Origin of the sequence: Azospirillum sp. B21, assembly GCF_008364825.1 — a bacterium.
Classification (GTDB): domain Bacteria; phylum Pseudomonadota; class Alphaproteobacteria; order Azospirillales; family Azospirillaceae; genus Azospirillum.
In genome coordinates this window covers 185,107-198,630 of sequence record NZ_VTTO01000010.1, presented here as the reverse complement: position 1 = coordinate 198,630, position 13,524 = coordinate 185,107, and the positions used below count along the sequence as shown (strand labels likewise).

The following is a 13,524-nucleotide window of genomic DNA, read 5'->3' as shown; positions in this document are numbered from 1 at the left end:
GGTACGGTGTGAACCACAGCGATGCATGGCGTGGCTTACCTGCGTTCAGGTGGCGTCAAAAACGACCCGTTGCGCAAAAGAACCTCTCAACCAGAAAAAATTCCTATATCCTCCCCCGCTGGTCCCATCCACCCGCGGAGCCCCGCCATGCCGCTCGACAGCCGCACCCTCGCCGACGACCATTTCCCCTGCTGGGCGGAGGAGCCGCCGGTCCCCGCCGACGGCTCGCTGGTTCCCGGATCGCAGTTCCACGAGGAACAATGGATCATGGCCGCCGGCATGCTGGCGCGCGGCAGTTCCTTCCTCTACGTCGCCCGCGCCATGGGATGCAGCCGTACCACCCTGTGGCGGGCCTATTACGGATCCAATGATTTCCGTCACAGGGTCTGGTGGGAACGGCAGGCGTTGAACCGGGAGGCGGACCTGCGCCTTGCCTCGATCCGCACCCTGGTGGCGGAACAGATCGAGCGGCTGGTGTCGATGGGCGATCCGAAGACGGTGCGCTGGCTGGCCGAACGGCTTGGCCTGTTCGCCGGGCTCGACGCCCAGGCCAGACCGGCGGCGCGCGCCCGCCAGCCCGACCGGCCCGCCCCGTCCCCGGAACCGGCGGCAACGCCGGCCCCGCAATCGCCGCCACAGCCGCCCTCTCAGCCGCCCCCTCGGCCCTCATCGCCGCCGCAGCCCGAGCCGGCCGCTCCGCCCCCGACGCCCGCGGGCCCCGGCGGCGACCGTCCCCGCCCGCGGCCCGTGGAGCCGGTCGCCGCTGCGCTCCCCGATCCCGCCCCGGCGCCGGTGAACGGATGGAACAGCGCGCGAAATCCGTTCCACACTGTTCCATCCGCCGCCGCCCCGCCGGCCAAGACGGGCGGGCGGCGCCGCGTCAGCCGCCTCGGATCAGCTCCGAATACCAGCGCGCCGACTCCTTCGGGGTCCGCGCTTGCGTCGTGAAATCGACATGGACGATGCCGAACCGCGTGCCGTACCCGCCGCCCCATTCGAAATTGTCCAGCAGCGACCAGACGAAATATCCCCGCACGTCGGCCCCCCGTGCCTTCGCCTCCGCCATCGCGGCGATGTAGGCCTGGAGGTAGGCCAGCCGCTCGGCATCCACCACACGCCCCTCCGCGTCGGGTGCCTCCGCCGCCTTGGTGCCGTATCCGTTCTCCGTCACATAGATCGGCAGGCGGTAGCGGCGGGTCAGGTCGATCAGCGTGTCGCGGAAACAGCCGGGGTCATAGGGCCAGTCGATGGCCGTCCGCTTCATCCCCGCCGGCGGCGATCCGAATCCGAAGCCCCAGATCAGGCTGTCGTCCTTGCGGCCATAGACCGGGGCGTAGTGGTTCAGCCCGAACCAGTCCAGCGGCCGGGCGATGCGCGCCATGTCGCCGGGCTGCACATAGGGCTCGATGGCCTCGGCGATGCGGCGCGGATAGTGGGCCCGCAGCTGGGCGTCGGGGAAGGCGCGGTTCCAATGCTCGTCGAACAGGGCGGCGGCCTCGACATCCTCCGGCCGGCTGGTTTCGGGCCGCATCGGCTGGACGCTGTGCACCGCGCCGATGGAGGCATTCGGCACCAGGGCGCGCAGCACCTCCACCCCGGCGCCATGGGCGAGGTTGACGTGGTGGATCGTCTTCAGGTGGCTGGCGCGGTCGGCGATGCTCGGCGCCCCCCAGCCGAAGGCCCAGCCGAACAGGGTGAAGACCGAGAACTCGTTGAAGGTGGCCCAGCGCTTCACCCGGTCGCCATAGCGCCGGGCGCAGAGCGCCGCATAATCGGCGAACCAGCCGGCACTGTCACGGGTGGTCCAGCCGCCCATGTCCTGCAAGGCCTGCGGCAGGTCCCAGTGATACAGGCACAGCCAGGGCTCGATGTTCCTTTCCAGCAGCCGGTCGATCAGCCGGTCGTAGAAATCCAGCCCCATCTCGTTCGGCGCCCCGCGCCCGCGCGGCAGCACCCGCGGCCAGGAGACGGAGAAGCGGTAGGCCTGCAGCCCCAGCGCCGCCATCAGCTCCACATCCTCCGGCATCCGGTGGTAATGGTCGCAGGCGACGTCGCCGCTCTCGCCGTTGTCCACCCGTCCCTTCAGCTTGCAGAAGCTGTCCCAGATGCTGGGCGCCCGCCCGTCGGCCTCGGCCCCGCCCTCGATCTGGTAGGCGGAGGTGGAGGCACCCCACAGGAAGTCTTTGGGAAAAACCGGACGTTCGGCCATGGCGGGTCACCCGAAAGATGGATGATCGGATCCTACCCCTTTCCCGTCCGGGTGGAAGGGGCCAATCGTCGCTGCACCGGCCGTCGGGCGGCACCACCTTCCGGCGGATGGTCCGTCACCATATCGCGGTCGACAGGATGGCGCGCCGCTCCTATGGTCTCGCCGACCGGACGAGCGATTCAGAAAGGAACGGGCGCATCATGGCGAAAAAGGACGGGGTCAACGGCAAGGGCGGCCAGTTCAGCGGAACGCCGGCCGACCGGCTGGTCCGGCTGTGGCGCAACAACGACGAGCGCTTCGGCGCCCTGCTGGACGAGGTGCTGGACGCCAACCGCCAGGGTGTGATCGAAGCGGCGCTGGGCAAGCTGCGCGAGGAGGAAGGCTACGACTTCATGGACGAGGTCGAAGCCTTCTCGGAGACCGCGCAGGGCACCGACGAGCATGGCGACCCGACGCTCTCCACCCTGTTCTGGCTGGTGCTGGAGGTGGACGGGCGTCTGGACGCGCCGCCGCCGGTGGGCGTGATCGAGGAGGCGCTCGATTCGGCCGGGCTGCTGGAAAAGGCCGCCGACATGCGGCTTCTGCCGCTGTGGCTGGATCCGGAGCCGCTGTCCTACCTGGAGGCCGCCGACCGCCGCACCCTTCTGCGCCGCCTGATCTCCTCGCCGGAGGAGGCGGAGAGCTTCGCCCGCGAACAGGATCTGCTGGCCGCCGCCGACGACACCGGCACCCGGCTGGTCGGCGTCGTCGGTCTGGTGATCGAGGAGGACGCGGAGCCGGAAGGGGAGGGCATGCCCGATCCGCTGAATCTCGGCTTCGCCGATGACGGGCAGGAGCTGGAGATCGACCCGATCGAGCAGGAGCGCATCCGCCAGTCGATGGCCGCCTTCGCCGAGGCGGTCGGGGCCGCCGACCCGCGGGTGAAGCGCTGCGAGCCGGTCGGCGGGCTGAACGACCTGCTGGACTTCACCGCCGAAGGCGTCTGGCCGGACGACATCGAGGCCAACTTCGACGAGGTCAACGACTTCCTCGACATCGCCGGCAACGAGACCGGTGACGGCATCCTCGACCTGTCGGTCGCCCAGTCGCCGGAGGGGATGCAGGTGCGCGCCTACAACTCCGACGGCGTGCTGCTGGACGAACGGACCTTCGACCTCTCCGGCGCCCGCGCCGACGAGGCGCTGGCGATGATGAAGCGGCGCTGCCGCCGCCTCACCGAGGAGTAAGGCAGGGGAGGGGAAGTCAGCGCCGGGCGGGCCTCACCGCCAGCACGCAGGCGACGGCGGCGAGGATCAGCACCAGCGCCGCCGCCAGCCGCAGCGTCATCGGCTCGCCCAGCAGCAGCACCGCCCCGCCGACCCCGACCACCGGGATCAGCAGGGTGCTGACCGCCGCCTCTCCCACCGTCAGCCGGCGGACGGTGACGTACCACAGCGCCTGCGCCGCGCAGATCGAACAGACGATGTGCCAGGCGAAGCCGGCCCACACCTCGGGGTGGATGTCGGCCAGGGCCGGCCTCGTCTCCGTCGCCGCCAGCAGGATCATCGGCGGGGCGCACAGCACATACTGCCAGCCGGTGATGACCATCGGGTTGCTGCGCCAGACCCGCCGCTTCATCACGATGGTGCCCAGCGCCCAGGCCAGCGCCGACACCAGCATCACAGCCGGGCCGGTCAGCTGCGACGGCGGCGCCGTCAGCGCCTCCGGCCCCAGCAGGACCATCAGCCCGGCCAGCCCGCAGGCCAGCCCGACGACCTGCCGCGCCCCCGGCCGCTCGCCCAGCAGCGGGATCGCCAGCAACGTCGCCCACACCGGCATGGTGAAGGCGATGATCGCCGCCTGCGAGGTCGCCATCAGGCTCTGGCCCAGCGCCGTGCACAGGTTGAAGACCAGCACATTGCACAGCCCCGCCGCCGCCAGCGCCGGCCATTCCGCCCGCTCCACCCGCAGCCGGTGCCCGGCCAGCCGCGCCGCCCCCAGCAGCAGCACCGCCCCGGCGGTGAAGCCGATGGCGCGCAGGCTGAAGATCGGCATCTGCGTCAGGATCGTCTTCACCGCCGGCCAGTTCAGGCCCCAGAACAGGCTGATGGTGAGGATCAGCAGATACTTGACCGGATCGCGGCCGGCCCCGCTGGCGGCGATGGCGGTCATGCCGCTGTCTTGCCTTCGAACCCATCCAGGAAGCTGGACAGGTTGGCCGACAGCGCGTCGATGGCGTATCCGCCCTCCTGCACCAGCACGGTCGGCATGTCCGCGGCGGCGAGCAGCGCGCCCATGCGGGCGAAGCCCGGCGTGGTGACGCCGAAGGCGGCCAGCGGATCGTCGATGAAGGTGTCGAAGCCCAGCGAGACGAACAGCATGTCCGGCCCGAAGCGGCGGATCGCCTCCAGCCCCTTGCCGATGGTCGCCAGTACCGTCGCCTCGTCGCTGCCGATGGGCAGCGGCAGGTTCAGGTTGTACCCCTCGCCGCGGCCGGTTCCGCGCTCCTGCGCGAAGCCCGCCATGTGCGGATAGAACTCCGCCGGGTCGGCATGGACCGAGACGAAGAACACGTCGTCGCGGTCATAGAAGATGTCCTGGGTGCCGTTGCCGTGATGGACGTCCACGTCGATGATCGCCACCCGCGCCGCCCGGCCCTGGGCGCGCAGGATCGGCAGCACCGATTCCGCCGCGACCGCGACATGGTTGAGGTAGCAGAAGCCGCCGGCCATATCGCGGGTGGCATGGTGCCCCGGTGGCCGGCACAGCGCGTAGGCCGACCGGTCCGCCCCGGTGGCGACCAGCTTGGCCGCATGGATGGCGGCGTTGGTCGCGGCGCAGGTGGCGGCCCAGGTGCCCTCGCCGATGGGGCAGGCGGTGTCGAACATGTGCCAGCCGGCCTGCCCGACGATGCAGGTGGGATAGTTGGGGGCGGCCTGCATCCGGTGCACGTTGGGCAGCACCACGTCGCCCATGTCGCCCTTCGCCACCCAGCGGGCATGGGCGGTCTCCAGGAAGGCGAGATAGGCCGGCGTGTGGACCGCGGCGCGCGGGGCGGAGCCGTAATCGTCGGGGCGGATCAGCTGCTCCCCGCGCTTCTCGACCAGCGAGGCCAGCGCGCCGAGCCGCTCCGGCTTCTCCGGCAGGGCGCGCAGCAGGCCCTTGTTGAAGTAGGTGGCGGGGCGGTGCAGGGCGGCGTCGGGGTGATGGACGAACTTCATGGGGGGACTCCGGGACGTGCTGAGGTGGTGCCCCCTCCCTTCCGCTTCGCGGGTCCCTCCCTCCCCCGCCTTTGGCGGTGGAGGGTAAGGCTGCGGCAGTTCCCTCTCCCGCGAAGCGGGGGAGGGTTAGGGAGGGGGCAATAGCAACTTGCGCCGTTACGGCCTGCCAGCCGTGGCGACCAGCGTTTCGAACAGCACGGCGGCACCGCGGGCGCCGTCGGCGGGGGAGATGTTCTCGACCTCGTTGTGGCTGATGCCGTCCTCGCAGGGGATGAAGATCATCGCCGTCGGCACCTTGCCCGCCACATACACCGCGTCATGGCCGGCGCCCGACACGATGTCGCGGTGGCTGAAGCCGAAACCGGCGGCGGCGTCGCGCACCCTATCGACCAGCGGCTTGGCGAAGGGCGTCGGCGGGAAGTGCCAGAAATCGGCGATCTCCGCGCTCACCCCCTGCTGCTCGGCGATCTCGGCGACGGCGGCGCGGAAGCGCCTGTCCATGTCGGCCAGCGTGTCGGCGTTCGGATGGCGCAGGTCGACGGTGAAGAAGACCCGGCCGGGGATGACGTTGCGCGAGTGCGGGTGGACGTCGAGGATGCCGACGGTGGCGCACGGGTCGCCCGCCGTCTCCAGCCCGACCCGCTGCACCGCCTGCACCATGGCCGAGGCGGCCACCAGCGCGTCGCGGCGCAGGCGCATCGGCGTCGGGCCGGCATGCGCCTCCACCCCCGTCACCGTCACCTCGTACCAGCGCTGGCCCTGGGCGCCGGTGACGACGCCGATCTCCTTGCCCTCGACCTCCAGCACCGGACCCTGTTCGATGTGGGCCTCCAGATAGGCATGCATCGGGTGATCGACAGAAGCCTCGCCGGCATAGCCGGTGCGGACCAACTCGTCGCCGAGCCGCGCGCCGTCCTGCGCCACCTTGTCGAGGATCTCCTCAAGCGTGAAGACGCCGGTGACGACGCCCGATCCCATCATCGGCGGCGAGAAGCGCGAGCCTTCCTCGTTGGTCCACACCGCGACCTCGACCGGGTGCAGGGTTTCCACCCCGCGGTCGTTCAGCGAGCGCACCACCTCCAGCGCCGCTAGCACGCCGAACACGCCGTCGAAGCGGCCGCCGGTCGGCTGGGTGTCGAGATGGCTGCCCATCACCACCGGGGGCAGGCCGGCGTCGCGGCCCTTGCGGCGGGCGAAGATGTTGCCGATGCGGTCGACGCTGACGGTGCAGCCGGCGGCCTCGCACCAGGAGACGAACAGGTCGCGGCCGGCCTTGTCCTCGTCCGAAAGGGCGAGGCGGCAGCTGCCGCCCTTCGCGGTGGCGCCGATCTTCGCCATCTCGGCGAGGCTGTCCCACAAGCGGTCGGCGTTGATCGGCAGGTTGGAGGGCAGGGGCATGGTGGCTCCGGGAATGTTTGTTGGTTGTTTGGATTGGATGAGGTGTCGGCTTCGAATGCCCCCACCTAACCTCCCCCGCTGGGCGGGGGAGGGACTGCCGCCGCTTTTCCGAACAAGCGCTTGGTCCCCTCCCCCGCCCAGCGGGGGAGGGTTAGGGTGGGGGCAAGAGTCCGCTTAAGCCGCCACCTCCCGCCGCTCCCGCGCCCTGAGGTCGACCATCGCCGACACCGCGCGCAGCATCGGCACCTCGACACCGGCGCGCTCCGCCAGTTCGATCACCGATCCCAGGATCGCCTCCAACTCCAGCCGGCGGCCGGCCTCATAGTCCTGCAGCATCGACGTCTTGAAGTCGCCGACGCCGGCGGCCATGGCGATGCGCTCGTCCACGCTGGTGGTGAAAACCACGCCAAGCTTTTCCGCCACCGCCTTGGCCTCCAGCATCATGGCGCGGCCGGTCTCCCGCGTGCCGGGATCGTTGCACAGCCGGCCCAGCGTCGATCCGGTCAGCACGCTCAACGGGTTGAAGGCGAGGTTGCCCCACAGCTTCACCCAGATCGCCTGCCGGATATCCGTGGTCTTCGCCGGCTGGAAGCCCGCCTGCCCGAACAGGGTGACGATGCGGTCCACCGCCGGGTTGTCGCGGCCGGCAACGTCGCCGAAGACGAAGCGCTGGTCGCTGACATGACGCAGCCGGCAGGGGCCGTCACCCTCAACCGCGACGAAGGTCGTCGCCCCCACCACCCGGTCGGGATCGATGGAGCGCCACAACAACCCGTCGGGATCGACGCTGGCGAGCGGCCGGTCGGCCAAGGGAGCCGGCTGGCGGTGCGGATACCACCAGGGAATGCCGTTGATCATCGGCACGATGGCGGTCTCCGGCCCCAGCAGCGGGGTCAGCGTGTCGATGGTCCCGCGCAGCGCATGGGCCTTGACGCAGAGGAACACCACGTCCTGTGGCCCCAGCGACAGGCTGTCGTCGGTGACGCGGGGGGTGAGCCGGGCGACGCGGTTCAGCGGCGTCACCATGGTCAGGCCGTTGCGGCGGATGGCGGTTGCCGCGTTCGGCCGGGCGACCAGCGTCACCTCGGCCTCGGTGGCGCCCAGCCGCGCGGCCAGCAGCCCGCCGACCGCACCGGCTCCGATGATGGCGACCTTCATTCAGTGCGCTCCCGCCACGCCAGATCCCATCTTTGCTTGGAGATCCTCGGGGATGTGCCAGGACTTGCCGGGAATGGCGTCCAACAGGCTGCGGGTGTAGGCGTCACGGGGATTGGTGAACACCTCCCGCGCCGTGCCGAGTTCCACGATCCTGCCGCGGCGCATCACCGCGATGGTGTCGCAGACCTGGGCCGCCACGCGCAGGTCGTGGGTGATGAACAGCATGGCGAGGTTCAGGCGCTTGCGGATGTCGTCCAGCAGTTCCAGCACCTGTCCCTGCACCGACACGTCGAGCGCCGACACCGGTTCGTCCGCGACCAGCAGCTTCGGCTCCATGGCGAGCGCGCGGGCGATGCCGATGCGCTGGCGCTGGCCGCCGGAAAACTCGTGCGGGTAGCGGTCGGCGGCCGAGCCGTCGAGGCCGACCATCGCCAGCAGTTCACGCGCGCGGGCCAGCGCCTTGCCGCGGTCCTCCCCGAAGGCGACAGGCCCTTGGGCCACGATGTCGCCGACGCGGTGGCGCGGGTTCAGCGAGGCGTAGGGATCCTGGAACACCATCTGCACCGCCCGGCGATAGGGCCGGAAGCCCTTGCGGTCGAGCGCCAGCAGGTCGGTGCCCTGGAACAGGATGCGGCCCGAATCCGGCTTGATCAGCCCGACGATGGAGCGGCCGAGCGTCGATTTGCCGGACCCGGATTCACCGACCAGCCCCACCGTCTCGCCGGGATGGATGGTCAGCGACAGGTCGTCGCCGGCCACCACCTCCTTGGATGCCTTGAACAGGCCGCCGCCGACATGGAACACCTTGCGCACCTTGTCGGCGACCAGCAGCGGGGCGCCCGCCTTGGTGTGGTCGTCGCGGTGCTCAATGTAGTGCGGGACGGAGGCGATCAGCTGGCGGGTATAGGGATGCTGCGGCCGGTTCAGCACGTCGGACGCCGGGCCGTATTCCACCAGCTTGCCGTGGCGCATCACCGCGACCCGATGGGCGATCTCCGCCACCACGCCGAAATCATGGGTGATGAACATCATGCCCATGTGGCGTTCGGCCTGGATCGAGCGGATCAGGTCGAGGATCTGCTTCTGGGTGGTGACGTCCAGCGCCGTGGTCGGCTCGTCGGCGATCAGGATGTCGGGCTGGCAGGCGAGCGCCATGGCGATCATCACGCGCTGGCGCTGGCCGCCCGACAGGCGGAAGGGATAGGCCTCGGCCAGTTCGGCGGGGTTGGGCAGGCCGACCTGGGCCAGCAGCTCCACCACGCGGGCGCGGCGGGCGGGGGCGGGCAGGTCGGTGTGCTCGCGCAAGCTCTCGCCGATCTGGCGGCCGACCCGCATCAGCGGGTTCAGCGCCGTCATCGGCTCCTGAAACACCATGGCGATGCGACCGCCGCGCAAGCTCCGCTGCTCCGCCTCCGGCATGGTCAGCACGTCCTTGCCCTTGAACAGCAGGCTGCCACCGGCGACCCGCACATGCGGGGCGGGCAGCAGGCCCATCATCGCATGCGCGGTCATCGACTTGCCGGAGCCGGACTCGCCGACCACGCAGAGGATTTCGTCGGGGTTCAGGGTGAAGGTCAGATTGTCCACCGCCAGCGGGCGGTCGGCGCCCGGCGGCAGAGCGATGCTGAGGCCGCGCACATCGAGAAGAGGCGTGGTCGTCATGGCGGCGGTCTCCGTCGGGATGCGGGTCAGTTCGGACAGGCTCATCGGATCACCCGCGCGACCGGGCGAGCTTCGGGTTCAGGGCGTCGTTCAGCCCCTCGCCGACGAGGTTCAGCGCCAGCACGGTCAGCACGATGGCGAGGCCGGGGAAGACGCTCATCCACCACGCCTGCCGGATCACCGTGCGGGCGGCCCCGATCATGTAGCCCCAGCTCATGGCGTTCGGATCGCCAAGCCCCAGGAAGCTCAGCGAGCTTTCCAGCAGGATCGCCGTCGCCACCATGAGAGAGGCGGAGACGATGATCGGCGACAGGCTGTTAGGCAGGATCTGGCGCAGGATGATGGTGGTGTTGCTCTGGCCGGTGGTGATGGCGGCCTGGACGAACTCGCGGGTGCGCAGGCTGAGGAACTCGGCGCGGGCGAGACGCGCCAGCGGCGGCCAGCTGACGATGGCGATCGCCAGTACGATGGTGGTCAGGCTGGGGGTGAAGATGGCGACCAGCACCACGGCCAGCACGAAGTTGGGGATGGTCTGGAACAGCTCGGTGAAGCGCATGATGGCGTCGTCCACCCGGCCGCCATGGAAGCCGGCCAGCGCCCCCAGCGTGACGCCGATGGCCAGCGCCGCGGCGGTGGAGGTCAGGCCGATCAGTAGCGACACCCGCGCCCCATGGGCGATGCCGGCGGCGATGTCGCGGCCCAGCATGTCGGAGCCCAGCAGCGCGTCCTCGGACAGCGGCGGCTGGAAGGGGGCGGTCGCCATGTCCCACGGGTCGTTGGGGAACAGGAAGGAGGCGAAGGCCGCCAGGAAGACGATTGCCGCCAGGATGACGAGGCCCAGGACCGCGCCCTTGTTGCGGGCGAAGGCCCGCCAGAATTCGGACTTCATCATTGGGACACCTGGATGCGCGGATCGACGAGGCCGTAGAGGATGTCGGTCAGGATGTTGAAGAGGATCACCATGATCGACGTGACCAGGAAGATGCCCAGCAGCACCTGATAGTCGCGCTGCAGCACCGCCTCGAAGGCCAGCCGGCCGATGCCGGGCCAGGCGAACACGGTCTCGATCAGGATGGAGCCGCCGACCAGTTGCCCGGCCTGGATGCCCGCCACCGTGATGACCGGCAGGATGGCGTTGCGCAGCACATGGCGGGTGACGATCCGCCCTTGCGACAGCCCCTTGGCCTTGGCGGTCTTGATGAAATCGAGGCCGCGCACCTCCAGCATCGAGGCGCGGGTGAGGCGCGCGTAGCTCGCCATGTAGAACAGCGCCAGCGTGATGACCGGCAGGATCAGGTGCTTGCCCACGTCGGCGACATGGGCCAGCCCGGTGTACCCGGCCCCGACCGTCTCGTAACCGAAGGCGGGCAGCCATCCCAGCTGGATCGAGAACAGCAGGCTCAGCATCAGCCCGATCCAGTAGATCGGCGTGGCGTAGGCCAGCAGGGCCACGACGGTGATGGCGCTGTCGGCCCAGGTGCCGACCGTCACGGCGGCCAGCGTGCCCAGCGCAACGCCCAGGGCCAGCGCCAGCAGGAAGGCGGTCAGCGTCAGCACCAGGGTGGCCGGCAGCCGTTCCGCCAGGATGTCCCAGACGGGGCGCTGCTGCCGGTATGAGAAGCCGAGATCGCCCTGCACGACCTTGCCGACATAGGTGCCGAGCTGTTCGAGGATCGGGCGGTCGAGCCCGAACTGCTCGCGCAGCTGCGCGACGAACTTCTCGTCGGCGGCCCCGGCCTCGCCCGCCATCACCATGGCCGGGTCGCCGGGGGCGGCATGGACGAGGAAGAAGTTCATCACCACGATGGCGATCAGGATCACGGCGGCCTTGACGAGGCGGCTCGCGAAGATTTGGGCGAATCCCAGCATGGGCAGGTTCCTACTTGCGGAGGGTGCCCCCTCCCTCCCGCTCTTGCGAGCGGGTCCCTCCCTCCCCCACCTGCGGTGAGAGAGGGGAGATTTGCGGAGCGGCGGCAGTCCCCTCTCCCTCGAAGAGGGGGAGGGTTAGGGAGGGGGCCGCGTCGTCAACTCACTTCGCCAGCCAGACGTCTTCGTACGTCTCGTTCACGCCGATGGCGGTCTTGTTGGCGTTCTTGACCCGCTTGTCGAGGAAGGTCGGGAACTCCATCTCCAGCAGCCACACGACCGGCAGCTCGTCGGCCAGGATGCGCTGCACCTCGCTGTACTGCTCCTGGCGCTTGGCCGGGTCGTTCTCCTGCGACGCCTTGGCGAACAGTTCGTCCACCTTCGGGTTGGAATAGCCCATGGTGTTGGAGAACATCACGCCCTTGCGGATGTTGGACGAGATGTAGGTGCGGGCCACGCCCAGCGCCGGGTCGCCGTACTGGTAGACGAAATTCGTGGTGATCTCGTAATCCCAGTTGGCGACGCGCTGGTTCCAGCCGGCGGCGTCGGTGCTTTCCAGCACGACGGCGATGCCGACCTTGGACAGCGACTGTTTCAGGTACTCGCCCAGGCGGGTCCAGGTCTCGCCATAGGGCATCGGCATGATCTTGACGGTGGCGCGCACGCCCTTGCCGTCGGGCTTCAGACCCATCTCGTCCAGCAGGGCCTTGGCCTTGGCGAGATCGGGCTCGTAGGTGGTGACCTTCGGGTCGTAGAACTTGACCACCGAGTTGACCGGACCGGTCGGCACCCGTCCCAGCCCGAACCAGATCTTGTCGCGGATGAACTTGCGGTCGATGGCGTAGGCGATGGCCTTGCGGAAGCGCTTGTCGTCCAGCGGCTTGACGCGGTGGTTGATCTCCAGCCAGGACAGCGGAGCCACGAATTCGTAGCCGGCGGTGGTCATGGTCAGGTTGGGCAGCGCCTTCATGCGCGGAACCTCGAAGGGCTCCAGATCGCTGTACTGGGTCTGCTGCACCTGTCCGCTCTCCAGCGCCAGCGAGCGGCTGGCGGCGTCCGGGATCACGCGGAAGGTGATGCCGTCGAGGTAGGGCAGGTCCTTTTTGTAATAGTCTTCGTTGCGGACGAGCTGGATGTAGCTGCCCTTGACCCATTCCTTCAGCTTGAAGGGACCGGTGCCGATCGGCGTGGCGTTGGCCGGGTTGGCGCGGAACTCCGTACCCTCATAGAGATGGGCCGGCACCATCGGGGCGGAGGACACCTCGAACGCCTGGATGAAGGCCGGGAAGGCTTCCTTCAGCTTGAACTCGACGGTGTAATCGTCCACCGCGGTGATCGACTCGCAGCGGCTGAAGACGGCGCGGGCGCGCGGGTGGACCTCCATCAGGAACTTGGAGGTGGAGAAGACGACATCCTTCGCGGTGAAGGGCTTGCCGTCATGCCACTTGACGTTCTGGAACAGCTTGAAGGTGTAGGTCAGCCCGTCCGGCGACACCGTCCAGCTCTCGGCCAGCGACGGCATCGGGTTCAGCTTCTGATCGTAGGTCAGCAAGCCCTGGTAGATCTTGCCGGCGACCGTCTGGGTCGGCCCCTGCTGGTTCAGGCCCAGCATCAGCGTCGGCGGCTCCGGCTGCACGATGGAGTTGAGGACACCGCCGCGGACCGGCGTTTCCTGGGCCATGGCCGGGGCGGCGACCAGCGCCGCGGTGCCGGGAACGGCGAGCACGGCGGCCAGCAGACCGGCGGCGGCGGCGCGGTGGAACCCGCGGGTGAAACCGCCGTTAAAACTGCGGCGGAAGCTGGCGGGGATACCGGAAAGGCGTCTGGTCATCGGGTGTCCTCGTCTCCAGAAGTTGTCGGTGGTGTCAGCGACCCTGTCGTGTCGGGGTTTTTTGTTGGGAAGGCGTGGGCTTCGAATGCCCCCACCTAACCTCCCCCGCTGGGCGGGGGAGGGACTGCCGCCACTCTCCCGGACCAGCGCTTGTCCCCTCCCCCGCCCAGCGGGGGAGGGTTAGGGAGGGGGCATGACGA

General features: G+C 69.4%; 11 protein-coding genes. 2 read left to right on the top strand and 9 right to left on the bottom strand.

Features of this window, described 5'->3' with window-relative positions; genetic code table 11:
• The first annotated feature begins 147 nt into the window (after window positions 1-147).
• Window positions 148-948: a hypothetical protein gene (locus tag FZ983_RS22555; RefSeq protein ID WP_149225725.1), complete on the top strand. Its 801-nt coding sequence runs from the start codon at window positions 148-150 to the stop codon at window positions 946-948.
• Here the strand turns inward: FZ983_RS22555 and FZ983_RS22550 are convergent.
• On the bottom strand, window positions 881-2,209 hold the full coding sequence (locus FZ983_RS22550; RefSeq protein ID WP_149225724.1) for a GH1 family beta-glucosidase: 1,329 nt from the start codon (window positions 2,207-2,209) through the stop codon (window positions 881-883). The genes FZ983_RS22555 and FZ983_RS22550 overlap by 68 nt on opposite strands.
• 200 nt (window positions 2,210-2,409) lie before the next feature.
• On the opposite strand from FZ983_RS22550, the gene FZ983_RS22545 reads away from it, so the two are divergent.
• A complete protein-coding gene (locus FZ983_RS22545; protein ID WP_149225723.1) occupies window positions 2,410-3,435 on the top strand; it encodes a hypothetical protein in 1,026 nt (341 codons plus the stop codon).
• 16 nt (window positions 3,436-3,451) lie between these two features.
• Here FZ983_RS22545 and FZ983_RS22540 read toward each other — a convergent pair whose 3' ends face one another.
• The 8 genes from FZ983_RS22540 to FZ983_RS22505 form a co-directional block, all read right to left on the bottom strand.
• Window positions 3,452-4,360 (bottom strand): DMT family transporter, encoded by a 909-nt coding sequence (locus FZ983_RS22540; protein WP_149225722.1) that lies wholly within the window; start codon window positions 4,358-4,360, stop codon window positions 3,452-3,454.
• Window positions 4,357-5,409: a histone deacetylase family protein gene (locus FZ983_RS22535; RefSeq protein WP_149225721.1), complete on the bottom strand. Its 1,053-nt coding sequence runs from the start codon at window positions 5,407-5,409 to the stop codon at window positions 4,357-4,359. Before FZ983_RS22535 ends, FZ983_RS22540 begins: the two co-directional genes overlap by 4 nt.
• Before the next feature lie 156 nt (window positions 5,410-5,565).
• On the bottom strand, window positions 5,566-6,807 hold the full coding sequence (locus FZ983_RS22530; protein WP_149225720.1) for a Zn-dependent hydrolase: 1,242 nt from the start codon (window positions 6,805-6,807) through the stop codon (window positions 5,566-5,568).
• A 174-nt stretch (window positions 6,808-6,981) separates the two neighbouring features.
• A complete protein-coding gene (locus FZ983_RS22525; RefSeq protein ID WP_149225719.1) occupies window positions 6,982-7,965 on the bottom strand; it encodes a 2-dehydropantoate 2-reductase in 984 nt (327 codons plus the stop codon).
• The gene (locus FZ983_RS22520) at window positions 7,966-9,672 is read right to left on the bottom strand and encodes an ABC transporter ATP-binding protein (protein ID WP_149225718.1); all 1,707 of its coding nucleotides are present in this window, start codon (window positions 9,670-9,672) and stop codon (window positions 7,966-7,968) included.
• Between the two features lie 4 nt (window positions 9,673-9,676).
• Entirely contained in the window at window positions 9,677-10,519 is an 843-nt protein-coding gene (locus FZ983_RS22515; RefSeq protein ID WP_149225717.1) for an ABC transporter permease, read from the bottom strand.
• Window positions 10,516-11,496: an ABC transporter permease gene (locus FZ983_RS22510; protein ID WP_149225716.1), complete on the bottom strand. Its 981-nt coding sequence runs from the start codon at window positions 11,494-11,496 to the stop codon at window positions 10,516-10,518. The genes FZ983_RS22515 and FZ983_RS22510 overlap by 4 nt, the downstream gene beginning before the upstream one ends.
• A gap of 160 nt (window positions 11,497-11,656) precedes the next feature.
• Window positions 11,657-13,324 carry an ABC transporter substrate-binding protein gene (locus FZ983_RS22505; protein ID WP_149225715.1) on the bottom strand — a complete coding sequence of 556 codons (1,668 nt, stop codon included), beginning with the start codon at window positions 13,322-13,324 and terminating at the stop codon, window positions 11,657-11,659.
• Window positions 13,325-13,524 lie beyond the last annotated feature (200 nt).